This window comes from Bacillus sp. BP-3 (genome assembly GCF_028401955.1).
Taxonomy (GTDB): domain Bacteria; phylum Bacillota; class Bacilli; order Bacillales; family Bacillaceae_G; genus Bacillus_A.
Map to the genome: position 1 here is coordinate 165,133 of NZ_JAQOTJ010000006.1, position 25,707 is coordinate 190,839.

General features: G+C 35.7%; 22 protein-coding genes, 3 pseudogenes and 1 other annotated feature. Of the genes and pseudogenes, 17 read left to right on the forward strand and 8 right to left on the reverse strand.

Going from position 1 to position 25,707, the window contains the following annotated elements; all coding sequences use genetic code 11:
* Positions 1–172: 172 nt before the first annotated feature.
* A complete protein-coding gene (locus PLX19_RS12210) occupies positions 173–793 on the reverse strand; it encodes a recombinase family protein (RefSeq protein ID WP_272188886.1) in 621 nt (206 codons plus the stop codon).
* Between the two features lie 380 nt (positions 794–1,173).
* Between PLX19_RS12210 and PLX19_RS12215 the strand changes: the two genes are divergently transcribed.
* Positions 1,174–3,399, forward strand: coding sequence for a glycoside hydrolase domain-containing protein (locus PLX19_RS12215; RefSeq protein ID WP_272188887.1), 2,226 nt, complete (start codon positions 1,174–1,176; stop codon positions 3,397–3,399).
* Positions 3,400–3,665: 266 nt separating this feature from the next.
* Here PLX19_RS12215 and PLX19_RS12220 read toward each other — a convergent pair whose 3' ends face one another.
* Positions 3,666–4,553 (reverse strand): hypothetical protein, encoded by an 888-nt coding sequence (locus PLX19_RS12220; RefSeq protein ID WP_272188890.1) that lies wholly within the window; start codon positions 4,551–4,553, stop codon positions 3,666–3,668.
* Between the two features lie 552 nt (positions 4,554–5,105).
* Between PLX19_RS12220 and PLX19_RS12225 the strand changes: the two genes are divergently transcribed.
* The 4 genes and pseudogenes from PLX19_RS12225 to PLX19_RS12240 all read left to right on the forward strand — a co-directional run bounded on the left by PLX19_RS12225 (position 5,106) and on the right by PLX19_RS12240 (position 7,177).
* Entirely contained in the window at positions 5,106–5,348 is a 243-nt protein-coding gene (locus PLX19_RS12225; RefSeq protein ID WP_272188892.1) for a hemolysin XhlA family protein, read from the forward strand.
* An 8-nt stretch (positions 5,349–5,356) separates the two neighbouring features.
* Complete coding sequence (locus tag PLX19_RS12230) at positions 5,357–5,557, forward strand: hypothetical protein (RefSeq protein ID WP_272188894.1); 201 nt, start codon at positions 5,357–5,359, stop codon at positions 5,555–5,557.
* Complete coding sequence (locus PLX19_RS12235) at positions 5,557–6,378, forward strand: GH25 family lysozyme (RefSeq protein WP_272188896.1); 822 nt, start codon at positions 5,557–5,559, stop codon at positions 6,376–6,378. Before PLX19_RS12230 ends, PLX19_RS12235 begins: the two co-directional genes overlap by 1 nt.
* A gap of 91 nt (positions 6,379–6,469) precedes the next feature.
* A pseudogene (locus PLX19_RS12240) lies at positions 6,470–7,177 on the forward strand (IS6 family transposase).
* Positions 7,178–7,331: 154 nt separating this feature from the next.
* On the opposite strand, the gene PLX19_RS12245 reads toward PLX19_RS12240, so the two are convergent.
* The gene (locus tag PLX19_RS12245; protein WP_272188898.1) at positions 7,332–7,688 is read right to left on the reverse strand and encodes a hypothetical protein; all 357 of its coding nucleotides are present in this window, start codon (positions 7,686–7,688) and stop codon (positions 7,332–7,334) included.
* A gap of 289 nt (positions 7,689–7,977) precedes the next feature.
* Here PLX19_RS12245 and PLX19_RS12250 point away from each other — a divergent pair.
* Positions 7,978–8,099: pseudogene (locus PLX19_RS12250) on the forward strand (IS6 family transposase); the annotation flags it as partial.
* Positions 8,100–8,422: 323 nt separating this feature from the next.
* A pseudogene (locus PLX19_RS12255) lies at positions 8,423–8,563 on the forward strand (IS6 family transposase); the annotation flags it as partial.
* Between the two features lie 226 nt (positions 8,564–8,789).
* Here the strand turns inward: PLX19_RS12255 and PLX19_RS12260 are convergent.
* The 3 genes from PLX19_RS12260 to sdaAB all read right to left on the reverse strand — a co-directional run bounded on the left by PLX19_RS12260 (position 8,790) and on the right by sdaAB (position 11,999).
* A complete protein-coding gene (locus PLX19_RS12260) occupies positions 8,790–10,109 on the reverse strand; it encodes an amino acid permease (protein WP_272188900.1) in 1,320 nt (439 codons plus the stop codon).
* A gap of 278 nt (positions 10,110–10,387) precedes the next feature.
* Positions 10,388–11,278 carry an L-serine ammonia-lyase, iron-sulfur-dependent, subunit alpha gene (gene sdaAA / locus PLX19_RS12265; RefSeq protein ID WP_272188902.1) on the reverse strand — a complete coding sequence of 297 codons (891 nt, stop codon included), beginning with the start codon at positions 11,276–11,278 and terminating at the stop codon, positions 10,388–10,390.
* A gap of 22 nt (positions 11,279–11,300) precedes the next feature.
* Positions 11,301–11,999, reverse strand: a complete 699-nt coding sequence (gene sdaAB / locus PLX19_RS12270; protein WP_272188904.1) for an L-serine ammonia-lyase, iron-sulfur-dependent subunit beta — start codon at positions 11,997–11,999, stop codon at positions 11,301–11,303.
* Between the two features lie 930 nt (positions 12,000–12,929).
* On the opposite strand from sdaAB, the gene PLX19_RS12275 reads away from it, so the two are divergent.
* Together PLX19_RS12275 and PLX19_RS12280 are read left to right on the forward strand one after the other, a co-directional pair.
* The gene (locus PLX19_RS12275; RefSeq protein ID WP_272188906.1) at positions 12,930–13,514 is read left to right on the forward strand and encodes a TetR/AcrR family transcriptional regulator; all 585 of its coding nucleotides are present in this window, start codon (positions 12,930–12,932) and stop codon (positions 13,512–13,514) included.
* A 65-nt stretch (positions 13,515–13,579) separates the two neighbouring features.
* Entirely contained in the window at positions 13,580–14,776 is a 1,197-nt protein-coding gene (locus tag PLX19_RS12280; protein ID WP_272188908.1) for an MFS transporter, read from the forward strand.
* 42 nt (positions 14,777–14,818) lie between these two features.
* Here PLX19_RS12280 and PLX19_RS12285 read toward each other — a convergent pair whose 3' ends face one another.
* Positions 14,819–16,105 (reverse strand): MFS transporter, encoded by a 1,287-nt coding sequence (locus PLX19_RS12285; protein WP_272188910.1) that lies wholly within the window; start codon positions 16,103–16,105, stop codon positions 14,819–14,821.
* Positions 16,106–16,201: 96 nt separating this feature from the next.
* The gene (locus PLX19_RS12290) at positions 16,202–17,515 is read right to left on the reverse strand and encodes an alkaline phosphatase family protein (RefSeq protein WP_272188912.1); all 1,314 of its coding nucleotides are present in this window, start codon (positions 17,513–17,515) and stop codon (positions 16,202–16,204) included.
* 141 nt (positions 17,516–17,656) lie between these two features.
* Between PLX19_RS12290 and PLX19_RS12295 the strand changes: the two genes are divergently transcribed.
* The 8 genes from PLX19_RS12295 to PLX19_RS12330 all read left to right on the forward strand — a co-directional run bounded on the left by PLX19_RS12295 (position 17,657) and on the right by PLX19_RS12330 (position 25,645).
* Complete coding sequence (locus tag PLX19_RS12295) at positions 17,657–17,932, forward strand: YesK-like family protein (protein WP_272188914.1); 276 nt, start codon at positions 17,657–17,659, stop codon at positions 17,930–17,932.
* A gap of 104 nt (positions 17,933–18,036) precedes the next feature.
* Positions 18,037–18,241 (forward strand) — a binding site (T-box leader).
* Positions 18,242–18,285: 44 nt separating this feature from the next.
* Complete coding sequence (gene proS, locus PLX19_RS12300; RefSeq protein ID WP_272188916.1) at positions 18,286–19,716, forward strand: proline--tRNA ligase; 1,431 nt, start codon at positions 18,286–18,288, stop codon at positions 19,714–19,716.
* Positions 19,717–19,779: 63 nt separating this feature from the next.
* Positions 19,780–20,028: a hypothetical protein gene (locus PLX19_RS12305; RefSeq protein WP_272188918.1), complete on the forward strand. Its 249-nt coding sequence runs from the start codon at positions 19,780–19,782 to the stop codon at positions 20,026–20,028.
* 66 nt (positions 20,029–20,094) lie between these two features.
* Positions 20,095–22,773: an SH3 domain-containing protein gene (locus tag PLX19_RS12310; protein WP_272188920.1), complete on the forward strand. Its 2,679-nt coding sequence runs from the start codon at positions 20,095–20,097 to the stop codon at positions 22,771–22,773.
* Positions 22,774–22,973: 200 nt separating this feature from the next.
* Complete coding sequence (locus PLX19_RS12315) at positions 22,974–23,570, forward strand: TerD family protein (protein ID WP_272188921.1); 597 nt, start codon at positions 22,974–22,976, stop codon at positions 23,568–23,570.
* A gap of 20 nt (positions 23,571–23,590) precedes the next feature.
* Positions 23,591–24,175 carry a TerD family protein gene (locus tag PLX19_RS12320; RefSeq protein WP_272188923.1) on the forward strand — a complete coding sequence of 195 codons (585 nt, stop codon included), beginning with the start codon at positions 23,591–23,593 and terminating at the stop codon, positions 24,173–24,175.
* Between the two features lie 29 nt (positions 24,176–24,204).
* The gene (locus tag PLX19_RS12325; protein WP_272188925.1) at positions 24,205–24,783 is read left to right on the forward strand and encodes a TerD family protein; all 579 of its coding nucleotides are present in this window, start codon (positions 24,205–24,207) and stop codon (positions 24,781–24,783) included.
* Between the two features lie 73 nt (positions 24,784–24,856).
* Complete coding sequence (locus tag PLX19_RS12330) at positions 24,857–25,645, forward strand: TerC family protein (protein ID WP_272188927.1); 789 nt, start codon at positions 24,857–24,859, stop codon at positions 25,643–25,645.
* The last annotated feature ends 62 nt before the right edge of the window (positions 25,646–25,707 follow it).

Below are 25,707 nucleotides of genomic sequence, written 5' to 3' on the forward strand. Positions count from 1 at the left end.
CATAGACAATTGTAGTGAGATAAAATTTTTGTTTTAGGGATAATTTAAAAATTTAAGTTGATGGGTATGTAAGGTAATCCCATATAGTCAATAACAAACAAAATGAAGTTTAATAAAAAGAACTTGTAGGAATCACTACAAGTTCTTTTTAAGAAAACGTTAATAAGACAAACTATTCTTTTATTTTTTCTTCATATTGTTTAGCAAGCTTATAAAAAGAAGAACGTTTGATGCCATACTTTTTCATGGCTCCTACTGCTGTAATCGAACCGGATTTCCATTCCTTATAAGCTTCAATAAATGCTTCTGTTATTTCGACAGGAGGGCGTCCCAAGTGTTTTCCTTGTTTTCTGGCAAGAGCAATTCCTTCAGCTTGACGTTGTTTAATATCAATGCGCTCTTTTTCTGCAAAGGCAGATAATATTGTCAGTGTTGCTTTTTGAATTGCGCTCTGAATAACATCATTTGTACTTTCTCCAGTGTAATTGACGTTAATGTATGGTTCTTTTATAAATTGTAAATTTACTTTATGTTTTTCATAGTACCTAAATTCTTCTAATGTATCATTCATATTTCTTCCAAGTCTTGTTAAGGAATCAAATACGATGGTATCCCCCGTACGAACAAGACGTTTTAGCATTTGATAGTTCTCTCGCTCCATATTTTTTCCAGATTCTTTATCGATGAAAATATCTCGATCTTCTATACCTAAATCTTTCATATTCTGAATTTGTCGTTCTTCGTTTTGATCTTTACTCGAAACTCGGACATATCCAAATTTTTTATGCTTCATATGCTACACCTCATTAATAATTATACCAATTATGTCTGTAAAGGTATAGTTTTACAGATTATTCAAAGGGGAAACGTAACACTAAATACATGAAAGTTAAAAACGTATCTAAAGGTGTACCTTTGTAAACACATTATAGACATCTCACAAATGCATTGATCATAACAATTCAAATAATTTAATTTTTACCAAAAATTAGAATTTAATATTGTCGAAGTAGTTACAAAGTTTTTTTTCTATTTTTTTTATTTATTCTACTTTCCTTTCACTTAATAGGGTAAGAGCTTAATTTAATTAAATTTTTATTGAAATATGTATATTTATTTTTAACTACATTATTAAATTAAGCTTCACTAATAAGAAAAGGGAGAGAATTTATAATGGCAGAGCCAGTCGGAGATCCAGCAGTATTTGAAGTACAAAAATGGGTAAATGAAAAATATGGAAAAGTATCAGGTTTTCAGCCAGCGCCTTTCAATGGTAAAACAGGTTGGTCAACTGTTTATGCTTTAACAAGAGCCCTTCAAGTTGAATTGGGTATTACTTCGCTTGCAGATGCATTTGGACCAACTACAGCTTCTAAATATAAGCAGTGGGGTGAAATGTCTTTAGGAAATGTTCCTACTGATGAAAAAGGAAAAGCGATTGTTAAAATTTTAAAAGGTGCTATGTATTGTAAAGGATATAATCCGGGGAAATTTGATGATGTTTTTGATGAGAAAACGAAAAATGCAGTTGTAAGTTTACAAAAAGATGCTGGTCTTCCAGTAGCTGATGGTAAGGTGTATGACTATATTTTTAAGGCTTTCTTAACAATGGATGCTTATAGTCTTACTCCAGGTGGAGATGAATACGTACGACAAATTCAACAAGATTTAAATAATAAATATTACAAAACTTCTGGTGTTCAACCAACAGATGGTCATTACCAACGAGGTACAAATAAAGCCTTAGTTTACGGTTTACAAACAGAAATGGGAATTGCTGCAGATTCTCAAACTGGCTCGATTGGTCCTGCGACAAAGAATGGATTACCAATTCTAAAAGTAGGTAGTTCGGGTAGATTTGTTACATTATTTCAATATGCTTTATATTTTAATGGTTATGATTCTGGTTCGTTTTCAACAACATATAATGCGAGCATAGAAAGTGCAGTTAAGAAATTCCAAGAGTTCACACTACTTCCTCAAGATGGTGTTGCGAATAAGTCAACTTGGTTATCAGCACTAGTTAGTACGGGGGATCCAGATCGAAAAGGAAAAGCATGTGATTGTATAACGGAAGTCACTTTAGAGAGAGGTAAAGCTTTAAAGGCTGCTGGTTATGAAACTGTAGGACGTTATCTTGTTAATGTTGCAGGTGGTATCAATAAAAAAATACAACCAGGTGAATTAAAAAACATTTTTGATGCTGGATTATCTGTATTTCCCATTTACCAAGCTAATGGTAGACAGGCTTCAAGTTTTAGTGCAGAACAAGGTCGATTAGATGCAAAAGCAGCATATGATGCAGCGAAAGAATATGGATTCCAAGATGGTACTACTATTTATTTTGCAGTTGATTTCGATGCATATGGGACAGATATTACGGATAATATTCTTCCCCATTTCAAAGCCTTAAATGAGAAAATGGTTCAACTTGGTGGATCTTATAAAGTAGGTGTTTATGGAGCTCGAAACGTATGTATTCAAGTTTCAGAGAAAGGTTATGCGAAGACAAGTTTTGTTAGTGGAATGTCCACAGGATTTAGTGGGAATTTAGGATATCCACTACCAAAAAACTGGGCTTTTGATCAAATTTCAACAATTAAAGTTGGATCAGGTAGTGGTCTTATTGAAATAGATAATAATATGAAATCAAATCGAGATAACGGTGTTTCTAAAATAGAAAAGGAACAGTTATCCCTTACACTTCAACTTCTTGAAATGGCAAACAGTACGTATAATGATAAACTAATAGAGAAACAATATAAGAGTCCGGGAAATTGGTTATTATGGCAAAAATATACAGATAAATCAATGCATTCTTTTGATGTATATGTGTATAGAAAAGAAATTTCCAAAGACGAATATGCTTGTACAGTTGCATTTAGAGGTACACAGCAGTGGCAGGACTGGGTAGTAGATATCTTACAAGTAGGGTTAAACGCTGGAAGTTACCAAGTTGATGAAGCTATTAAGTTTGTTGAAAAATTAATAGAGACTGAGAATAAATGGATGAGTCACTTGTATATTACAGGTCATTCACTTGGGGGGTACTTAGCACAATTTGTACAAAGTGAAATAATTGATGAAAATTTACCTTGGGTTGAATCAAACGCAGTGACATTTAATGCGCCTGGTCTTAGTTCTAGCATCAATTTTCTTGATATTGTATATCAAGCAAAAGTAAGCAGAAAACTTGCTAATAATAAACTAAAAAAATATGATGATCTTATAATTAATCATCGTATTGACCAAGATATTATAAGTAGGTTTGGAGATGACTTAGGAACAGTCTATGTTTATGACAAATATAACAAAACGATTGAAGACACTAAGGGTCAAAAAGATATTATTGAATATTATCATCATTGCTCTCGCTTTAAAGAAGTAAATTTAAAATAGAAGTATTTCTAATAAGGTCACTATACTCTTATAGAAAAATAGTAAAAACCAGCTATATTGTGCGTATTTTGCATAATATAGCTGGTTTTTTGTGAATATTTAACAGTAAAGTGTACAGATTGCAAAAAAATTATAAACTGAACTTTATTTTTTGTCCCTGGTTGGGGTACAGCCGAGATATACGCGATATCTCGGCTGTACCCCTAATAGGGATAGAACCACGTGTATTTTTAGTCAATTCCAATTAAGTAATTGAAACTAAATTTCTATTTTATATTTTTTTCAGCTGCGTAATCACCATAAAAGTAAGTGTCCCAAAAATCACCATATTTAGGAGTGGCAATTATGGTATATTCACCATTTTCATCGACTTCAAACAAAACTACACTATTATTTTCCGATCCCACATAGTGATTTGAATTATCTATTCTCATATAGATACTGTATATTCCTTTTGTTAATACTCCACTTTTTTGAAAGTCCTCAATTAGATCTTTGGCCTTTGGAATAGGATGTTTATTTTTATTCATGTCAAATTCAAATAGAAAATTCACCACACCTATTTTCGATGCATACATGCCATGCTCGCCATCATCTTTTTTACTTCGGGGGTCACTTGGTATTAATGTAGGTAAAAGTTTAGTAGTATCTATCTTTTGGGTCTTTTTAAAATCATCAAGTAGCTCTTGAGAATTATTTATATCTATCTCAATGTTCTCGTAAGGAAAGATATAAATAGGGTTATGTCCTTCTAGGACAACTTTATTTGGATATTTCACTAATCCATATTTTTTTATGATCTGTTCAATTACTTGAACTACTTCTGGGTGTTGCTCAATATATGCACCCTTGAATTGTTCGAGATAGATATCGTCACTATCATCTTTTATAATTTTCAAAGTATCTTTTTCAATCATTAGGAACGGATAAGCACGATATGGCTTTTTCATTTCTACATAAGTTTGATGGCCAATCCCATTAGGCCAATTATTATCTGTCTGAATAACGGAAAACTCACCTTGTATTCCATAGTTTGTTTTTAAATACTCTTGTATTGGTTGATTCAGTTTATCTTTAGGAAAATAACATCCACTAAGAATTAGGATTGATGTACTTACTAAGATGACTTGAATCAATCTTTTCATACTCTTCATTTTTCACCCTACATTTCTCGAATTTTAATAATATTATAACATTTTTTATTCAACTAAACTGTCACGTTGGCTTAAGTGCACTTATTCACAATCTTAACGAAACAATTAATAAAGTTACTCCATAATCTGGACCAATTGCTGAATAACATGATCGGCGTTTTTAAAACAACTTTATTATCTCTGTACAAATGGTTATAAAAAAGGCGGTAACTGTGTATATGACAGTTACCTTTGGTGCGATATTGATATTGAAGTTGGTTATTCAAGTAATCCAAATGTTTATGGAAACTTTTAATCAACAAGCGTCTTCCTTTTGGAAGACGCTCTTTTTGTACGCCCAGCATATGCATATTCTCTAAGGTTCAAGTCTCGAATCGTGAAGTCAGTAGTAGCGATTAGCTTAAGGAAAGGGTGTCCGTGGTGACCTGAAATCTGAAGGAGGTCGGCAGTAAATCCCAGGTCTGAGGAACACGAATTTTATATAAAAATGCATCAGTTGTAAGAAAATAAGTTGTATTGTTTCTCTTTTTATTGTAAGGGAGGGATGAATCAATGAATGAACAAATTAAGCAAGATGATTTTAAAGAGCTATTAGTTGGATTAACGAGGGTAGAAACAAAACTTGATACATTAGGAAACGTAAAAGAAGTTGCAATTGAAGCCCAACAATTTGCTAAAAATGCGCATTTACGTATAGATAGGTTAGATAAATTAGTTTTTTGGATTGGAACAACTGTAGTGGGTGCAATCATTACAGGCGCTATTATGACTCTATTTAAAGTTGCAGGAAAGTAGGTGAAAATATGAATAAAGAAAATATCCAAAAACGTCTTCGTAACTGGCAAATGTGGGTTGCAACTTTTTCATTAATTGGGTTTCTATTTACTAAATTAGGAGTTCCGGAGGCAAAAAGTTTCTTAGACGAATTGGCGCCTTATTTATTGTCGGTCGGTATCGCACTTGGTATTTGGACAGATCATGAAGAGAAAGGAAATACTGAATGATGACTAAACATATCGTAGACTTATCAAAATACAATAATAATATCGATTGGGATATAGCTGCACCGCAATTGGGTTTAGCAATCTGTCGTGTACAATATGGATCAAAAAAAATAGATACACTGTATAATGAACATGTCCAAAATTTAGAAAAACATAGAATCCCCCATGCTGCTTATGCCTACGGGTGCTATGTAAGCATTGCAGATGCTCTTGTGGAAGCGAAAGACTTCTTAGCGCGTGTAAATCCAAATGCACAATTTCTTGTACTAGATGTTGAAGATGACACTCTAGCAAGTTGTGGAAGTACTTACCTAGCAGAAGCAACACAGGCATTTATCAATACTTGTCGGGATGCTGGTTGGAAAGTTGGCTTATATGTATCGCACCATATGTATGGATCTTATGGGTTACAAAATGTAAAAGCTGATTTCTTATGGATTCCAAGATATGGGGGAAATAAGCCTGAATATGAGTGTGATTTATGGCAATATGCAGATGGTGAAACAGGAGGATGGCTTGATGGAATGGGAAAAGTAGATCTAAATGTTTTAAATGGGGATAAAACAATCGAATGGTTTACGAATGATCAGGAACTTTATCGGATCTTTATAGGAGACTTCAATTCAGTTGAATGGATAGAAGCAGTATATCAAACAACCAAAGATACTTTCCCAGACTACGGGATATGGACACAATCGCTTGATGATGGTAATCAGCGTATCATCATTGGTGATTTCAACTCCAAATCGTGGTGTGATGAAACATTTGCAAAGTTGAAAGAGATTTTTCCGTCATATGGTATGTGGGTTGAGAGAATTTAGGGTTCTGGTGCAAAATTTTAATTTGAAAAGAATTCATCTGTAAAACTTGGACATACTGATACTATTAATCTAAAAAAGGGACGTGATCGGTATGGAAAAGCAAAATTTCTTTAAGTGGAAACATTATCAACCTGATATTACTTTATTAACCGTGAGATTGTACCTATGGTACAATCTCAGTTTTAGTGATTTGGTTGAAATGATGGAAGAACGAGGAATTTCCATTGCTCATACAACAATCATGCGCTGGGTTCATTAATATGGACCTGAATTAGATAAGCGAGTTCGGCGTCATCTTAAGCCAATTAATGATTCTTGGAGAGTGGATGAGACATATGTAAAAGTAAAAGGTCAATGGATGTATCTGTATCGTGCCGTTGATTCAGAAGGAAATACCATTGATTTTTATCTAAGTAAAACAAGAGATCATAGGGCTGCAAAGCAATTTCTTAAGAAAGCTTTGCGGTCTTTTCATGTTTCCAAGCCCCGTGTTATCACAGTAGACAAAAACTCATCCTATCCTATGGCGATTGAAGAGTTAAAGAACGAAAAAAAGATCCCTGTAGGCAGCCAAATAAGGCAAGTCAAATATCTCAATAACATAGTGGAACAAGATCATCGTTTTATTAAAAAGCGAGTTCGTTCAATGTTAGGATTGAAATCCTTTCACACAGCCTCTTGGATGATAAGTGGTATCGAAGCTATGCATATGATGAAAAAGGGACAAGTTCACCAAGGGGTAAAGTCTGCCCAAAATGAAGTTGAGTTCATCCATAAATTGTTTGGATTAGCATCATAATTCATGGATGAAGAGGATATTGAGGTTCTATGTTTCTAATAAATCATATTTGCACCAGAACCAAATATACAGAAATAAAATAAACCAGGCTGTGGAGAATACTTTCTCCACAGCCTGGTAAAAGGAAACCCTGAAAAGTTCCCTTTTTAGTTAATTAACGAATCCAAATATCGCCAATATCTGATAACATACGGTCAGTTTGGTTACTATCGTAAATGTCGTAAAGATCCACCTTAACACGCATACCTTGACCTGTACGAGGAACGTTAGTAAATCTAGCGTTAAAGTTTTCCTTACTAGTATAATCATTCCAAGATTCACCAGATTTTGAAGCAACGTCTTGCCAAGTTTCACGAACCGCACGTTGTAGCGTTAATTTTACAATTGTAGCAGCTTGCTTAGCAGGCTCGAATGTTGCATAAACATTGTTAGAATCCTCACTTGTTATAAGATAAGATTTCCCCCCCCATGGAAAGCCTTCCATTTCAATTTCTGTTCTTGTGTTTGCCATAATAAGATTCCTCCAATTTTTTATTTTTTGTTAATGGAGCTTAATTTATTGGTATAACTTAGAGAAGTATTTATTTAATCAGCTTTTCCAGTAAACTTGCCCCTTACTTTATTAAGTGAAACGAAAGTAGAATAACTAAAACATATAAGGAAAAAAATTTAAAAAAAGAATAGTTTAAGATAAAATATGAACTGTACCCCGAATCATGGACTTTTTTTGGTTCTGGTGCAAAAAATTTATAAAACTTGGACATATTGATACTATTACTCTAAAAAGGTGTGTGATTGGTATGAAAAAGAAAAATTTGTTCAAATGGAAGCACTATCAGCCTAATATTATCTTAGTTTTCGTGATTTAGTGGAAATGATGGAGGAACGGAGTTCATCCATTTCTCATACAACGATTATGCGTTGAGTTCATCCATAAATTGTTTGGATTAGCATCATAATTCATGGATGAAAAGGATATTGAGGTTCTATGTTTCTAATAAATCATATTTGCACCAGAACCCGTTAATATAATACTTCGCGACTGCCTTTATCGTAGTTTACCTGGAAAAGCTCTTCTCTACTTGGCGGTGGTGGGGCTTTTTCTTATTCACTTTTACTTTTTTAATTCTTTTAGCGTTACATTCCTAAAGAACTTTGAATAAGGTTTGTCACTATCGTTTACCTATGGGATACTATTTAAGCTTTTAATAAATCTTCGTCTAAAAAGAGTTCGATATCATCTAAAATATGCTTGGATTAAAATCATTGCAAACAGCTAAAAAAGTGATTGCTGGAATAGAAGTTATACATATAATCAAAAAAGGACAAACTCTCCAAGGTGAGAAGTTTGTCCAAAACCATGATCTCTTTGGTTTAACAATATAAAGTGAAACTTTAATCAGTGGGGGGGGCTTCATCCCCCACTGATTATTAGTTGAACCAATCGGGCTTTTATGGGCAGTTTATCTCCCACCTAACTCCTTTGCTTTCGCTGAATTTTGAGGTGGGAGTATTACTGCCCGTTAATGCGGGATAAAATTCAATTCTGCTAGGAATCTTTCGTTCTTTTTTCATTTCCCACTATTTTTGCAACAGAACCAACAATAGTGAATTAAAATAATGATCTAATACTTGCTAGGACAGTAAGTATACCTATAATAATGACAAATACATTGCTTGCTTTTCCTCTGTATTTAGCTAGTACTGGTACTTTGCGGATCGCATACATTGGTAATAGACATAAGATAGCAGCAACTAATGGACCACTAAGGGCATCAATGATTCCAAGAATACTTGGATTTGCATAAGCAACATACCAGCATGTTAATACAACAAAAGTAAGGATCATTGTCTTAACTGTTTTTTCCCCCATATTTTTCCCGCGTTTTTTACCGACTTTGATAATCATGTCACGCATTACCTCATATGCTCCTATATAATGGCCAAGGAAGGATTTTGTTATAGCCATAAAAGCAATGATAGGAGCTGCAATAGTGATTACAGGCGAATTAAGCTCATTAGCAAGATATGATAGGATTGACAAGTTCTCTTTTTTTGCCATTATAAGATCATCTGGAGTCAAACTCAATGTACTGCTCCAAACAAAGAACATAACAACAGCGAATGTCATGATATAACAAGCTTTTTGTATTTGAGCACATTTGGCATCAGTAGCTTCTATTCCATAAGTAGCTCTCTGTTTCATAACAAATGATGAAATCATAGGCGAATGATTGAACGAGAATACTATGATTGGTAGTATCATCAATATCGTTCCAAAATATCCTGTTCCTGTTGAAGCAGTAGAAACACTTGAAAAGCTAAGCATGGACGTATTCCACTGTGGAATCAAAGATATTGCGATAAAAAGTAGAGAAGCTATGAAAGGATATACTAGCATACTCATTATCTTTACAGTGATATCTTGACCGAAATTTAGTATAGCTATAAGACCGAGTACTAATACAAGTGATAAAATGGCCCTTGAAGGCTCCTTCATGTGCAATTGATTCACGATAAAACTACTTGCAGTATTTGTAAGTGCAACTGAATACATCAGCACGATCGTATAAATTGAGACGAAATATACTATGTTAAAAATTACACTTGCCTTATTTCCGAAATACTCTCTTATTGTACCTGTAATCCCCTCATCAGCAGAATTAGAAGCGTATATCATTTTAGCAAGCGCCCTATGTGAATAATACATAACAGGATATGCAAGTATGGTAATTAACAGTAATGATAATAAACCACCTGAACCTGCATTAATAGGTAAAAAGAGTACTCCTGCTCCAATTGCTGTTCCAAAAAGGCTCAATGCCCAGGTAGTATCCTGTTTATGCCACTTTTTAGGGTCTGGATATTTCTCATTTTTTATTGCAGTATTTTCAGCTTGAAATTTTATTTTTTTTGCAGTATTCCCACTCATATAATAATTCCTCCTTGTATCCTATTCTTACGTCTCTTTTTAAGGCTTAAGAATATAGATCATTCTTGTTGAAAAATAAATTGCTTACAAGGTGCGCCACATCGTGTGTCTAACCTAATGTATTTGTTAGCGCTTGCAAAACATTTCAATTATATATTAGTATACTTTAATTGTATAGTAGTATATTTTAATGATAATGGCTCTTACTATACAGACATCCTTAGGAGAACAATAGAGAATAGGATTGTTAACTATTTCACAATATTTCCAATAACTGTTTATGTATTTAATTGTTTCTCTCCAAATATTTTATTTTTAATGGAAATCCCTGTAGGCGTGGTCGCAATTCCGCCTAAACCTGTCTCTCTTAATTCGCGAGGCATCTGTCTTCCAACTCTATACATCGCTTCAATAACTTCGTCAGAATTGATGATATTGTTTACGCCAGCTAATGCGATGTCAGCTGCTGCTAAAGCATTTGCCATTCCAATAGCGTTTCTCTTTACACAAGGAATTTCTACCAAACCAGCGACCGGATCACAAACTAAACCGAGTAAATTTTGTAATGCGGTTGAGAAGGCTTCAGAAGATTGCTGTGGTGTTCCTCCGCCAGCTTCTACCGCTGCAGCCGCCGCCATTGCTGAGGCACTGCCTACTTCAGCTTGACATCCTCCGTACGCTCCGGCAATACAAGCGTTATTTGCGACTATCGTTCCAAATAATGCTGAAGTGAATAGAAAATGGATCATATCTTCATGACTTAACTGCAACGTATCTTTAATACTAAATAGGACTCCCGGGATCGTCCCACTCGCACCTGCTGTTGGAGTCGCACAAATAGCCCCTAATGAAGCATTTACTTCATTAACACCGATAGCACTTTGAATCCCTAACACCATCAAATCTCCAGAAAGAGTTTTTCCTTTTTCTCGATATTTTTTTATTTTAACAGCATCGCCTCCGGTTAAACCGGTCGGAGAAAATACCCCGTCGCCCTCAATACTTTTATTTATGGAATTTTCCATAGTCGTTAAATTTTTTTCCATTTTGCTCCAAACTTCTTTATAAGACGTTTTAGTTTGGTCGATTTCCTGTTCGATTGCTAATTCATAAATTGGCTTTTTCCTTTTATTAGCTGCATCTACAATTTCTTTTATAGACATATACATATTTTTTCACCCCCGAATGTAACTAAAGAATAATGATATTAGCTATACTGCTTAAACTTCTAAGTTCCTTCTGAACATCACAAGGCAATAGCGAATCCAAAGCAAATGCATGTAAATATTTTCCGTTTTCTTCTAAACTATGAAAGTCGTTAATTTCCACATCATATTGTTTAAAGATCCTGCGTAAGACAAATTCAAAGTCAGCTCTTTCGGAAATCGCAATAATAACTGGCAATGGCCCCTGCAGATCTAAGCTAAATCCGTCAATTTCAACATGTTTGACTTCAATTAATCCGCCGCCAACCGAAATACCTACCGTTCTAATACTTCGACTTTCATCCTCTAAATATACATCTGCCGTATTTGGATGACCGGCAGGACTATCACCTGCTTTTTCAATAAAGGTAATGTCAATTCCTTTAGATTCTGCTATTTTAATAGCATCTGGCACTTTGCTGTCATCGGTAGCAAATCCTAATATCCCAGCAATAACTGCAAAATCAGTTCCGTGTCCTTTATGGGTTTCAGCAAATGATTCATAATACCTTACCACGACTTTTTTTGGAAGACCTTGAAATAATTTATTGGCAACTGTTCCAATAGCTAAAGCCCCTGCAGTATGTGAACTTGAAGGACCTATCATTACCGGCCCAATCACATCAAAACAACTTTTGTATTTAACAACCTTTTTTTCTTTAATAGATGCTACATTCATGTTCATATAAGCACCCCCATAATTTATTATTTTTAATTGCAGTTGAATCTAAGTTATTAGAATCACCAATTCAAAATAAAATTTAAATGATAACGCTTCCATTTCCGTGTTGAATAAATTTCCCTTCTGATTACACACCTTTCTTAGAGTAATCGTATCAGTATGTCCAATTTTAGAAGATTACTTGCAAGGTCTTTAGAATTTTTGCACCAGATCCAGGTTTGCTATTTTTTCTGTAGGTAATAGATTATCTCTCGGCACCCTCATTATAACTAGTATATTTATGAGCTTAATATTTTTTTATTTTTAGAAAGATTGAATAAACAAAATCTTGAATAGGTAATGAATTCCACTTGGCGTGTAGCAATTGTGTCCATTGTTTGAAGCTGTATTAGTTTAGTAGAGAAGCAAAAATAACACAGAGTTACTTTTATTAACACATTGATTATATTGAAAAAACGTTATAAAGATACTTATAGTTTCCTTTTTTGAACATTTTATTTTAGACGTGAAAGCCATTGTAATAAATAATGAATGTAGATGGAAAGGAGTAAATTAAGGAAATATAAAATCCTCTTTGGGTATTTATTATTCGTATTGAATTTATATACATTTTTCAGAAAAAATGAACTTCTTTTTCGCAAATCCTGGACATACTGATATTATTCCTTTACAAAATGTGTGTGATTAGTATAGAAAAAGAACAGTTATTTAGCTTCTGGTGCAAAAAGGAGAATAAAATGCATATATCCCTAACAGAATCACACCTTTGCTATAAGGCCCAGTACCAGCATTCTTGCAACCAGAGAAAAAGTAGCAATTAAGTGCAGAAAGTTAGTCTTATATAGTGACCCTAAAATAAGAAAATTGCCTCTTGTAAGAAAGGGACATTTTCGTTAAAATTAGACTGAACGGTCGGTTTAATGAGGTGTAATGATGAGAAAGAGCGCTGAAGAAATTAAAAGAGAAATTGCTTATAAAGCAGAAGAATTATTTTCAAAAACAGGGTATGCAGCAACATCTATGGAAGACATTTGTGAAGTTACTGAGCGGAGTAAGGGCAGTATTTACTATCACTTTAAAAGTAAAGAAGAATTGTTTTTATTTGTAGTGAAGCAACATACGTACGATTGGTTGGAAAAGTGGGCCGAAAAAGAAAAACAGTATCGTACAAGTACGGAAAAGCTATATGGCCTTGCTGAATATTATGTGGAAGATGTCCAAAACCCAATTTCTAGTACAATTGAAGAATTTCTAACGAGTCAAGTTGTAAGGAAAGATATAATGGATGAAATGATAGCCTTAACTCGTGAAACGTATAGCATCTTCAAGAAGCTAGTCGAAGAAGGGATGGCATCAGGTGAATTTCGCCAAGACGATGTAAATGATCTCATGTACGTTGTGAACGGTCTGTTAGCTGGGCTTGGACCATTATATTATGAGATGGATGCAGAAGAAATGAAACGGATTTATAAAAAGGCAATTGATGTTTTATTACAGGGAATGGCAGCTGGATTGTAATGTCAGCAGCTTTTCTTTTAAAATAAATTAGACTGAACGGTCGGTTTAATGAAGGGGAGATATTGATGAGTGCTTTGCTAAAAAATCGAGTGTTTCTGCTTGTAATTGCTTCTGATATTTTACAACAATTTGCGATTTGGATCCGAAATATGGCGCTTTTGTTTTTTGTTATGGAACAGACAAATAATGATCCTATTGCTGTTTCTATATTGTCTGTCATGGAATATGCTCCTATATTTATCTTTTCATTTATTGGAGGTGCCTTGGCTGATCGGTGGAATCCAAAGCGAACAATGATTACAGGGGATATATTAAGTGCACTATCTATCGTTATGATTGTTTTATTGTTAAATATTGGGTATTGGCAAGCGTTATTTGCTGCAACATTTGTGTCTGCGGTCGTCAGCCAATTTTCACAGCCAGCAACTTCACGAGTTTTTAAGCATCATGTTGAAGAGGTACATGTTAGTGCAGCCATTGCTATATCTCAAAGTTTACAAGCATTGTTCCTTATCTTTGGTCCAGTTGTAGGAACATTCGTATATACGCAGCTCGGTTTATTTGCATCACTCTACAGCTTAATCATTATTTTTGCGTTATCAGCTCTTTGTCTTTCATTTCTGCCAGGGTGGATGAAAGATAAAGAGGTGAGGAAATCTTCATTATGGAATGATATAAAAGAAGGTTGGTTGTATGTGTTACGTTCGAACCCTTTGCGAATGTTGACGGCTACTTTTTCGATCATTGGTTTGGCTGCAGGGCTAGTCCAACCGCTTGAAATCTTTCTCGTTGTGGAGCGATTAGGGATGGAGAAAGAGGCTGTACAATATTTAACTGCAGCTGATGGCATCGGGATGTTAATTGGGGGCGGTTTGGCAGCTGGTGTTTCTAAAAAAGTAAAGCAGAAACATTTACTCGTTTTTGGAATGACTATTTTAGCTGTTTCATTTGTTGTAGAAGGATTTTCGACTTCGTTTTGGATTACAGTATGCATGCGGTTTATAACAGGAATTTGTTTAGCTTGTGTAAATATTGTAGTCGGAACGTTTATGATCCACCTTGTAGATGGGAACATGATTGGCCGGGTAAACGGAACGGTATTACCACTATTCATGAGCGCGCTGTTAATCGGTGTTTCGCTAGGAGGAATATTGAAGGAGACAACTTCGCTCGTAATCGTATTTAGCATAGCGGCAGTATTAGGGTTAGCAGCTATTTTACCGGTACTTCGAATGAAAATGACACAAACACAAGAAGGGTAAAAGATAACAACGCTCTCCCATAAAAGTTGGGAGAGCGTTTGATTATAATGTTTCTGGTTTTTGAGAAGGTTCTGTTACAGAAGGCGAAGAACTCTCTGGTACACGTGTTAACAGAAATCCTCCTATTATAAATAGTACGACAATACTTAAAACACCAGCGTTTGTTTTACCAGTTAACTGCGTTGTGACACCGACGAGAACCGGGCCCATAATGGCTGCGAATTTACCAAATATGTTATAAAACCCAAAGAATTCGTTTGCTGATTCTTTCGGAATGAGCTTTGCAAAATAGGAGCGGCTTAACGCTTGAATACCACCTTGTGAACTAGCAACGAGCATTGCCAAAATCCAGAAATCTAACGTTGTTTTTAGGAAGTAAGCGTACGTACAAATAATAATATAAATAATAATACCAACATATAGCATTTTCTTTCCGGTAAATGTTTCAGATAACTTACCATATAATAGTGCAAATGGGCAGGCGACAATTTGCGTAACGAATAAAATAATTATTAAACTTGTTGCGCTAATGCCAAGGTCCGTTCCATATGCTGTTGACATAGTAATGATTGTGTCGACGCCATCAATATAGAAGAAATAGGCAAGGAGGAAGAAAAAAACTGTTCGATATTGACGGATATTTTTAAACGTATAAGCAAGGCGTTTAAAGCTTGTCGCAACAGGATTTGGATCACGTTCGATATAATAATGTTGTTCAACATTTTTTAACATAGGGATTGTAAAGAGTCCCCACCAAAGCGCTGTAATTGCGAATGAAATTTGGCTTGCCACGCCGACTGACAATGGGACGATACTTTTTTGTGAAAGAATAATAAGGGTCATACAGCCGATAAATGGAATCGTGCTTCCAATATAGCCAAGGGCAAAGCCGCGTGTTGAAATACGGTTCATTCGTTCCTCTGTCGTCACATCTATCAAAAACGCATCGTAAAAAATATTGGCTCCTGCAAATCCAATTAAAGCGAGCATATAACAGCCGAGTAAAAGAATCCACTGTGAAGTTGGTACGACTGCCAACATACTTGTAAAAGTAATGCCTAATAGGAAAAAGAATGTGAAGAAACGTTTCTTAAAACCTTTATAATCAGCAATTGTACCAAGAATTGGAGCGAGTATAGACACCATAAGTGTCGCAAAGGAATTTGCATACCCCCAATATGCAGTTGATGTTGTACCTGCAAGTCCAGCTTCTTTAGCGGCTGCTTTAAAGTAGATTGGAAATATAGCAGTTGTAATAACGAGTGAATATACTGAGTTTGCCCAGTCATATAATATCCAGCTTTTTTCTTGCCTGGACATTTTCTTCATATATGTTCCTCCTCTAACTAATGTAATGTTATTGTACAGAAATACGTAAGTAAAAAAGAGAAACTAACTGAATATTTACACAGTATTTACGAAACTTTACAATTCTAATAGATCCTCTATAACCTTTCCGTCTGTTTCGCCAAGATATAATCCAAGTAATCTTGCAATTGTAGGACCTTCATCAATCAGTCGCATGTGCGGAATAATGGTGCCTTGACGAATTCCTTTACCAGCTGCCATAAAAATCGTTTCGTAATTTGGCTTTGATGGAGAATAGCCGTGGGTACCAAACGTATATTTTTTATTAGAGGTCACATCTTTTCTTGTAATCTCTCTTATCAAGTCTCCAGTATGATTCTCTAAAAAGTAATATCCTTCTCGTGCTTCCAGCATAAAGAGGCAATTCCCGTCGGCACCTAAATCTTTTGCTTCCTCATCGGTTAATAGAAATTCTATACCGTTTTGTTTATCTTGTATGAGCTCTTGTAGTAAACGGTGTAAACTTCCAATGGTTTCTGTATCATTTTTGTCTTTTACGTATATATATGCTGAGCCGTCACAGCTTTGACAATAAGCTTTCCAATCTGTTACTTCCCCTTTTTGATTCACAGTAAGAAAGCCTTTTTCACGCAATAAGACATTTAATTGAATAGCCTTCTGCTCATCTAATGCGCTATGATCTCCAAGCGCAATGAGCGTCGCCTTGTCATACATACCGCTTTCGCGGAGTGCATCAACAATTGCACCTAGACGCTTGTCATGGCGATGAATCGCTGCGACTGTTTCCTCAGAAGAAAATCCATGATAATGGCGCTGTGTGTCTAAATCAGTAAAATGAACAAACATAAGATTTGGCTTTTTCGTTTGAATTGTGTGTACCGCAGAAGCAAGTACAAAATCATCTAGCTCCGGTTGTGACAAACCATTCCGAATGTGACCAAAACGCTGATTTAACTCTAGTTGATACAGTGGGTTCCCGCTGAATAAGGAGACGAGCACTTGATTTTGCCATGGACGATTTGGAAAAATTTCTGGCATGTTGTAGTCAATTTTTGCTCTTCCTGTTACAGGCCATAGAAGTGCAGCTGTTTTTAAGTTTGCTTTTCGCGCTTCATCATAGAGGGTTGTTCCTTGAATCGAGCGGCGGTACCAGTGCCAATCCGGTGATTCTTTCCCTGGTTGTAGCAGCGTATTGTTTACAACCCCATGTTTCGCAGGATAATTGCCTGTCACAATTGTTGTATGAGATGGATATGTAACAGATGGATAAATACTTTCAACTTTTTCAGCGTATGCACCACGCTTTAGTAAAGAACGGAAGTGCGGAAGGTTTTGTAATATAGGAAAATCTAAAGCTGATAAACAATCAAAAGATAAGATAATAACATGTTTTGCTGCAGGTCTGTTCATAGAATAATACCTCCAAAAGTCCTATAACCTATTTTTATATATTACTATTAATACTTGATAATAAAAACTACTACCAATAAGAGAGTTTTTTTAGAATTTTTAGACTTATAAACGTATAATATAATTAAAGGAGTGAAAAGAATGGAATTTTTTCTAATGAGTAGCATAATCACAATGGTTCTTGTTTTTTTGATTTCCTTCACATTACGCAAAAGTTTCCCAAATCGTTCGCTTGATATTTCGTTTGGACTTATTATGATTATCATTTGCTTGGTTGGTTTTTTATGTACGTTATTTTTCATTGGTGGATGGGAAGGTATGGGATATGGTTTCTTATGTCTTTTTATATCAATTGGGACACTTATTGGGATGTTACTTCATCAAATCGTGAAATTTTTCCGGAATAAATATATGTAATACGAGTATAAAACAAAATAAACTGAAAAGAATATATAAAAATCAAAAAATTCCCTATTGCGTTATAATGTGGTGTGTATTATGATAATCAACAAATTTATATTGTTATGACGATGAAAAAGGATTAGTACATATTCAATCTTTTCGCAGAGAGAGAATCCAGTGGCTGAGAGATTCTTAAAAGATAATATGGAACCTACCTTTGAGTTCTGCGTATGCAGCGGGATATTCCCGTTATCGAACAAGAGAGCATATACATGTTGTATATGAATCAGGGTGGTAACGCCGGCAAAAAGCTCGGTCCCTATTTTAGGGATGCGGGCTTTTTTTATTTTGTGAAGGAGGAAAAGAAAATGAAAAAAGAACAAGTACAAGCCATTACAAAAATGGAAGAAGATTTCGCACAGTGGTATACGGATATCGTAAAAAAAGCTGAACTTGTTGATTATTCAAGTGTAAAAGGATGTATGATTTTACGTCCGTATGGGTATGCACTTTGGGAAAACATTCAAAAAGTAATGGATGAAAAGTTAAAAGAAACAGGTCATGAAAATGTATATATGCCAATGTTTATTCCAGAAAGTTTACTTCAAAAAGAGAAAGATCATGTAGAAGGTTTTGCGCCAGAAGTAGCGTGGGTAACGCACGGCGGGGATGAGGAATTAGCTGAGCGTCTCTGCGTTCGTCCAACATCAGAAACGTTATTCTGTGAGCATTTTTCGAAAATTGTACAATCTTATAATGATTTACCAAAGCTATATAATCAGTGGTGCTCTGTTGTCCGCTGGGAAAAAACAACACGTCCATTTTTACGCACAACCGAATTTTTATGGCAAGAAGGTCATACAATTCATGAAACAGCAGAAGAGTCACAGCAAGAAACACTTAACATTTTAAATATATATGCATCGTTTTGTGAGGAGTATTTAGCGATTCCAGTTATAAAAGGGCAGAAGACGGAAAAAGAAAAATTTGCAGGGGCAAAAGCGACTTATACAATTGAAAGCTTAATGCATGATGGAAAAGCATTACAAACGGGCACGTCGCATAATTTTGGCACGAACTTCACAGAAGCATTTGATATTAAGTTTCTCGATCGAAATGGAAAGTGGCAATATGCGCATCAAACATCTTGGGGTGTATCAACGAGAATGATTGGTGGTCTTATTATGGTGCATAGCGATGATAATGGACTTGTATTACCACCAAAGATTGCACCAACGCAAGTGATGATTGTACCAATTGCTCAGCATAAAGAAGGTGTATTAGAAAAAGCAGCTGAACTGCAAGCTCGTATTCAAAAAGTTGCGCGCGTAAAAATGGATGCAAGCAACAAAACACCAGGCTGGAAGTTTAATGAATATGAGATGAAAGGTATACCAGTTCGTTTAGAAGTAGGGCCAAAAGATATTGAAAAAAATCAAGTTGTCCTTGTACGCCGTGATACGAAAGAAAAAGAATTTGTAGCTATAAATGAATTAGAAGAACGCATTACAAATTTAATTGAGGATATTCAGCAGTCTCTATTTGAAAAAGCAAAAGCTTTGCGTGAAGAAAAAACGTATATAGCCACTACTTTTGAAGAGATGAAGCAAGTAGCAGCAGAAAAGCAAGGCTTTATTAAAGCGATGTGGTGTGGAAGTCTTGATTGTGAAGAAAAGTTAAAAGAAGAAGCAGGCGTTACATCACGTTGTATGCCATTTGAACAAGAAGAATTAGCTAAGCATTGTGTGTGCTGTGAGAAAGAGGCAAAACATATGGTGTATTGGGGGAAGGCATATTAAAGAATGAGAAGGAGCTGACTCGAAAAAGGACTAATGTCAGCTCCTTTTTGTGTATTTAGGATATTGAACATTATCAAATGGCCTTTATCCCGTTATTTGTGGGCGGTAAAGGTTGGAGAAGAATGGGGAAGAAAACTGCCCGTAAAAACCCAATTAGGCGGGCCTTCCATCAGTGAAAAAAGCATCACTGGTGGAAGTTTCACTTTATATCGTGTCGAATCGCTGATATATCAGTATTCTTATAAAAATATATATAATTTTATAGATTTTAATAACTTTCAAACAGAAGGTGTGATGGTAACTATGCTATAATATGAGATAAGAAATAAGGAAAGGAAGTGACTTCAGAATATAAATATCCTTATATTCTAATTAATCATGAAACAAACAACAAAGCAAATAATAGCAGGTACATTTTTAGTGACGGCAGCATCTCTTGTTTCTACAAATGCTTTTGCGCAAGAAGAAAGCACAGCTGCAGTAAATGCCACAAATTTAAATATACGTCAACAACCAACGACTCAAAGTCCAATTGTCGGACAAGTAAAGCAAGGAACAACTGTAAAGGTATTAGAAGTACAAAAAGATTGGGCAAAAATTTCTTACAATGGGAAAGAGGGCTATGTTTCACTGCAGTTTTTAAAGATGGCAGGAGTAAAGCCTACAATAGAATCGAAGCAACAAATAACTATTAATAATGGACAACGTGAAACAGGTGTTGTCACAGCAACACGTTTAAATGTTCGTAATAGTCCTGCTGTAGGTAGCACTCTTCTTGGAAGTGTTCAAAAAGGAGAGACTGTTACCGTTATAGGAAAAGCGAATGGCTGGGCCAAAATTGAATATAAAGGAAAAGAAGGTTATGTTTCACTAGAATTTATCAAAGTGGGAGAGAAAGCAGGAGTAGCACCGCAACCAGCACCGCCGCAGCAACCAACAATTAATAATGGTCCGCAAGAGGCAGGAACAATCACAGCGACAAGTCTGCGGGTAAGAAGTGCGGCAAACACAAGCGGTACGATTCTTGGAAATTTAAAGCAGGGCGAGAAAGTAACGGTATTAGGAAAAGCAAACGGCTGGGCGAAGATTGCGTATAACGGAAAAGAAGGCTATGTATCGCTAGAGTTTGTGAAATTAGAAGGTAAGGCAGCAGAAAAACCGGCGGAAAAACCACCAGAAAATATTGCGACAGGTACGCAAGAAACAGGAACAATTACAGCAACAAGTCTGCGAGTAAGAAGCGCAGCGAACACAAACAGTAGCATTCTTGGAAACTTAAAACAAGGCGAGAAGATAACGGTATTAGGAAAAGCAAACGGCTGGGCGAAGATTGCGTATAACGGAAAAGAAGGCTATGTATCGCTAGAGTTTGTGAAATTAGAAGGTAAGGCAGCAGAAAAACCGGCGGAAAAACCACCAGAAAATATTGCGACAGGTACGCAAGAAACAGGAACAATTACAGCAACAAGTCTGCGAGTAAGAAGCGCAGCGAACACAAACAGTAGCATTCTTGGAAACTTAAAACAAGGCGAGAAGATAACGGTATTAGGAAAAGTAAACGGCTGGGCGAAGATTGCATATAACGGAAAAGAAGGCTATGTATCGCTAGAGTTTGTACAAATTAGTACGAATTCGAATGGGAACAATGGAAATAGTGGAAACAATGGACAAGTGACAGAAGAACGAGGAGTTGTAAATGCATCTTTATTAAATGTGCGCCAAGGTCCTTCAACAAGTGCTTCAATTGTAGCCCACTTGAAAAATGGTGAGTCCGTTTCAGTATTAGGAAAGGAAAATGGTTGGGCGAAAGTTCGAGTAAATGGTGTAGAAGGTTATGCTTCTCTACAGTTCTTAAAATTAAAACAATCATCTTCTTATGAAGTGGTCACAGAGGCAGGGAAAGTTCAAAAATCGAACGGGGCGGAAGCAGAAAAAGAACTGCAGACAAGGCAAGAAGATGGTTATATTGTTAGCGGTGGAAAAGTTATGAATATGAAACAAGGCTTTGTGCGAGCGAATAAGTTGATTAATATTTATGACATTGCGACTGGTAAAAAGTTAACATATGTACGAGAAGGAGCTGACTTAAAGTTCATAAAAGCCGATGGAGACCGTGTGCATGTGAAAATTGATGGTACAACAGGATATGTCAATATAGATGATGTTACTTTATATCCAAATATGGTTCATGAATCAACGTCATATTATACAGTGAAAAATGGAAAGCTTTATCACTATGTATATAATAACTCTACGAGTAAGTATACGCCGTACCAAATTGGTAATGCACCGAAGCACCTACAAGAAGGGCAGCGTTATGAGGCATTTGATAAAACACAAATTGGTGGACAAGATAGTTATCAATATTTTGAATATGTGCCGATTCGCGCTACCTCTACTTATACAGCAAAAGACATTGATGATTTCTTAAGAAAGAATAGTGCAGACAGTCCGTTGATTGGAACTGGACAGTATTTTGTTAATGCAGCACAAAAATATAATTTAAATGCGGGTTATTTACTATCTCATGCTATTTTAGAATCCGGTTGGGGAAAAAGTCGTATTGCACGAGATAAGAAAAATTTATTTGGTTTTAAAGCGGTAGATTCTGATCCGTATAATGGTGCAACGTCATTTAAAACATGGGAAGAAGGTATTAACTTCTGTGCTTCGTATATCGACAAAAACTATTTAAATCCAAATGGCTGGACATATAATGGCGGGAATTTGGGAGATAAATCACAAGGTATGAACGTCATGTATGCAAGTGATGAAAATTGGGGCCAACAAATTGCTTCTCTTATGAATAGACTTGACACCATGAATGGTGGAAAAGATTTGAATAGATATCAGTTAGGTACGGTGCAAGTTGGATCTGTGTTATTCAAAAATATAGGTGGAGCACAAGCGAGTGTAGCACCTCTTAATATGACAGTTGCAATTAAGAACACGATTCAAACTTCAAGTGGAACTTATTATGAGCTAGTTTCTGACAACACAGCGTATAATAGTGTGTATGTGAAAGCAAGTTCTGTAAAACTTGTATCCTCATATTAAAAAATAGCTAGATTGATAATGTTACAGGGAAATAATTTTTGGGTTGTTCACTTCTGACATCGGTGCAGAGAAATAAACTAGATGTTTTCATATAATCGAAAAATTATTCTTTTTCTCAATCTATGAAAAATGCTACAATATAAAGAAAGAATACAATATTTTCCTAGCTGGAAAGTGATTCGTAGAAAGGAAGAGACTTCATGCCTATCATTTTAGAAAAAGGACAGAAGATCGACTTAACGAAAGGGAAACCAGGGTTAACGAAGCTACAAGTTGGCCTAGGTTGGGATCCGATTGAAAAAGCGGGTGGATTTTTATCTTCATTGTTTGGAAGTAAGCCAAATATTGATTGTGATGCATCTGTGATCATGCTTGAGAATGATCGATTTTTACATAAACATGATCTCATTTATTTTGGCAATAAGTTATCTTCTTGCGGAAGTGTTGCTCATTCAGGTGATAATTTAACAGGAGAAGGTGCAGGGGATGATGAAACCATTTTTGTTGAATTACACAAAGTTCCATCTAGAATAAACCGCCTTATCTTTGTTGTAAATATTTATGATTGCGTGAACCGTCGTCAAGATTTTGGGATGATTCGCAACGCGTATATTCGTATTCAAAATCCGCAAACAGGTGAAGAGTTAGCACGTTATAGCTTAACGGATAACTACGGCGGAAAGACAACTTTAATTGCTGGCGAAATGTACCGTCATGATAATGAATGGAAGTTCTCAGCAATTGGAGAAGGAACACAAGCTAAAAATTTAAGTGAAATCGTTACGCGTTATCAATAACTTTTAAGGAGGCGCTACATATGGCAGTTATTTCATTACAAAAAGGACAAAAAGTAGATTTAACGAAAACAAATCCAGGTCTTTCAAAAGTAATTGTTGGTCTTGGCTGGGATACAAATAAATATGATGGACAGGCTGACTTTGATCTAGATGTAAGTATTTTCTTAGTTGGAGCAAATGGTAAAGTTGGCGGAGGAGAAGACTTCGTTTTCTATAATAATCCAACTGGAGCAAACGGATCTGTACAGCATTTAGGTGATAATCGTACAGGAGAAGGTGAAGGGGACGATGAAACAATCAAAGTTGATTTGAAAAATGTTCCTGCGCATATCGAGCGTATTTGCTTTACGATTACAATTTATGATGGAGAAGGTCGTCATCAAAACTTTGGACAAGTATCTAACTCCTTTGTGCGCATTTTAGATGAAGAGAAGAAAACAGAGCTAATTCGCTATGACTTAGGTGAAGACTTCTCGATTGAAACAGCAGTTGTAGTCGGTGAATTATACCGTCATAACAGTGATTGGAAGTTCAATGCGATTGGAAGCGGCTTCCAAGGTGGATTAGCAGCTTTATGTAAAAACTTTGGTTTAGATGTAGAGTAAAGAATCTATGTAAATAGAGGTGAATCGCGATGGTCATTCAGTTACAAAAAGGACAAAAAATTGATTTAGGTAAGACAAGCCCAGGCCTTACGAAAGCGATTATTGGTCTTGGTTGGGATATTAAACAATATGATGGTGGATCTGACTATGATTTAGATGCATCTGCTTTCTTATTAAATCAAGAAGGTAAATGTACGAAAGAAACAGACTTTATCTTTTATAACAATTTACAGTCTCCTTGTGGTTCTGTTACACATACAGGTGATAACCGAACTGGAGAAGGTGAAGGTGACGATGAACAATTAGTTGTTGATCTAAACAAAATCCCAGCTGATGTACACCGTATTGCGATTACAGTTACCATTTATGATGCAGAGGGTCGTCGTCAAAACTTTGGACAAGTTGCCAATGCGTTTGTTCGTTTAGCAAATGAAGAAACAAATGAAGAAGTGCTTCGCTATGATTTAGGGGAAGATTTCTCCATTGAAACAGCGGTTGTCTTTTGTGAATTATACCGTCATAATGGACAGTGGAAGTTTAATGCTGTCGGAAGTGGCTTCCAAGGTGGACTAGGTGCGCTTGTAAGAGCGTACGGCTTGGATGCATAAGAAGGAAGCGACTTTCGTTTCCTTCTTTTCCACTTTCTAGAAATTTAAAAATAGAATAGGAGTCAAAAGCTGTATGGAGATTTTACACGGAATTCTTGATACGTATGCCCAATTCTTTGATTTAGATATGTGGGTAAAAGTATTAACAGATCCAGTATCTTGGGGATTAATTGGTACGCTTGTCATTTTGGAAGGATTGCTATCTGCTGATAATGCGCTTGTATTAGCTGTTATGGTAAAACATCTTCCCGAAGAAAAGCGTAAAAAAGCTTTATTTTATGGACTTATTGGTGCGTATGCATTTCGTTTTATTGCCATCGGAATTGGTATGTACTTAATTAAATTAGCATGGGTAAAAGTACTAGGTGCTCTTTATCTTGCATGGCTTTCTGTGAAACACTTCATTGATAAATCTAAAGGAAATGAAGAAGATGAAGAAGGTCACGGTATGAAGCAAGATAGCATTCTATTTAGAATGTTTGGCATGTTCTGGGGAACAGTTGTAATGGTTGAGTTAATGGACATTGCGTTCTCTGTGGATAGCGTTCTTGCAGCATTTGGTGTTTCAAATGAAGTATGGATTTTACTTCTTGGCGGAATGCTTGGTATTTTAATGATGCGTGGTATTGCCGGCGTATTTTTACGATTACTAGAGCGTATTCCAGAACTAGAAACGACAGCATATATATTAATTGGAATTATTGCTGCGAAAATGTTGCTTTCTGTATTTGGTATTGAAATGCAGCACTGGTTATTCTTCATCATTTTAGTTATTGCATTTGGTGCGACATTTATTTTACATTATATGAAAACATCTCGCCAAACTCGTGAAGAGGTGGCAGCTTCTAAGAAAGAAGATTAATAGGTTAATAGACTAAATGGGTTTGCTCGTCATATGAGCGCCCATTTTTTATAAACGTTTCG

Coding starts and splice junctions, on each gene's coding strand:
- PLX19_RS12210 (WP_272188886.1), bottom strand. CDS start 793: ATGAAGCATAAAAAATTTGGATATGTCCGAGTTTCGAGTAAAGATCAA.
- PLX19_RS12215 (WP_272188887.1), top strand. CDS start 1,174: ATGGCAGAGCCAGTCGGAGATCCAGCAGTATTTGAAGTACAAAAATGG.
- PLX19_RS12220 (WP_272188890.1), bottom strand. CDS start 4,553: ATGAAGAGTATGAAAAGATTGATTCAAGTCATCTTAGTAAGTACATCA.
- PLX19_RS12225 (WP_272188892.1), top strand. CDS start 5,106: ATGAATGAACAAATTAAGCAAGATGATTTTAAAGAGCTATTAGTTGGA.
- PLX19_RS12230 (WP_272188894.1), top strand. CDS start 5,357: ATGAATAAAGAAAATATCCAAAAACGTCTTCGTAACTGGCAAATGTGG.
- PLX19_RS12235 (WP_272188896.1), top strand. CDS start 5,557: ATGACTAAACATATCGTAGACTTATCAAAATACAATAATAATATCGAT.
- PLX19_RS12245 (WP_272188898.1), bottom strand. CDS start 7,688: ATGGCAAACACAAGAACAGAAATTGAAATGGAAGGCTTTCCATGGGGG.
- PLX19_RS12260 (WP_272188900.1), bottom strand. CDS start 10,109: ATGAGTGGGAATACTGCAAAAAAAATAAAATTTCAAGCTGAAAATACT.
- sdaAA (WP_272188902.1), bottom strand. CDS start 11,278: ATGTATATGTCTATAAAAGAAATTGTAGATGCAGCTAATAAAAGGAAA.
- sdaAB (WP_272188904.1), bottom strand. CDS start 11,999: ATGAACATGAATGTAGCATCTATTAAAGAAAAAAAGGTTGTTAAATAC.
- PLX19_RS12275 (WP_272188906.1), top strand. CDS start 12,930: ATGAGAAAGAGCGCTGAAGAAATTAAAAGAGAAATTGCTTATAAAGCA.
- PLX19_RS12280 (WP_272188908.1), top strand. CDS start 13,580: ATGAGTGCTTTGCTAAAAAATCGAGTGTTTCTGCTTGTAATTGCTTCT.
- PLX19_RS12285 (WP_272188910.1), bottom strand. CDS start 16,105: ATGAAGAAAATGTCCAGGCAAGAAAAAAGCTGGATATTATATGACTGG.
- PLX19_RS12290 (WP_272188912.1), bottom strand. CDS start 17,515: ATGAACAGACCTGCAGCAAAACATGTTATTATCTTATCTTTTGATTGT.
- PLX19_RS12295 (WP_272188914.1), top strand. CDS start 17,657: ATGGAATTTTTTCTAATGAGTAGCATAATCACAATGGTTCTTGTTTTT.
- proS (WP_272188916.1), top strand. CDS start 18,286: ATGAAAAAAGAACAAGTACAAGCCATTACAAAAATGGAAGAAGATTTC.
- PLX19_RS12310 (WP_272188920.1), top strand. CDS start 20,095: ATGAAACAAACAACAAAGCAAATAATAGCAGGTACATTTTTAGTGACG.
- PLX19_RS12315 (WP_272188921.1), top strand. CDS start 22,974: ATGCCTATCATTTTAGAAAAAGGACAGAAGATCGACTTAACGAAAGGG.
- PLX19_RS12320 (WP_272188923.1), top strand. CDS start 23,591: ATGGCAGTTATTTCATTACAAAAAGGACAAAAAGTAGATTTAACGAAA.
- PLX19_RS12325 (WP_272188925.1), top strand. CDS start 24,205: ATGGTCATTCAGTTACAAAAAGGACAAAAAATTGATTTAGGTAAGACA.
- PLX19_RS12330 (WP_272188927.1), top strand. CDS start 24,857: ATGGAGATTTTACACGGAATTCTTGATACGTATGCCCAATTCTTTGAT.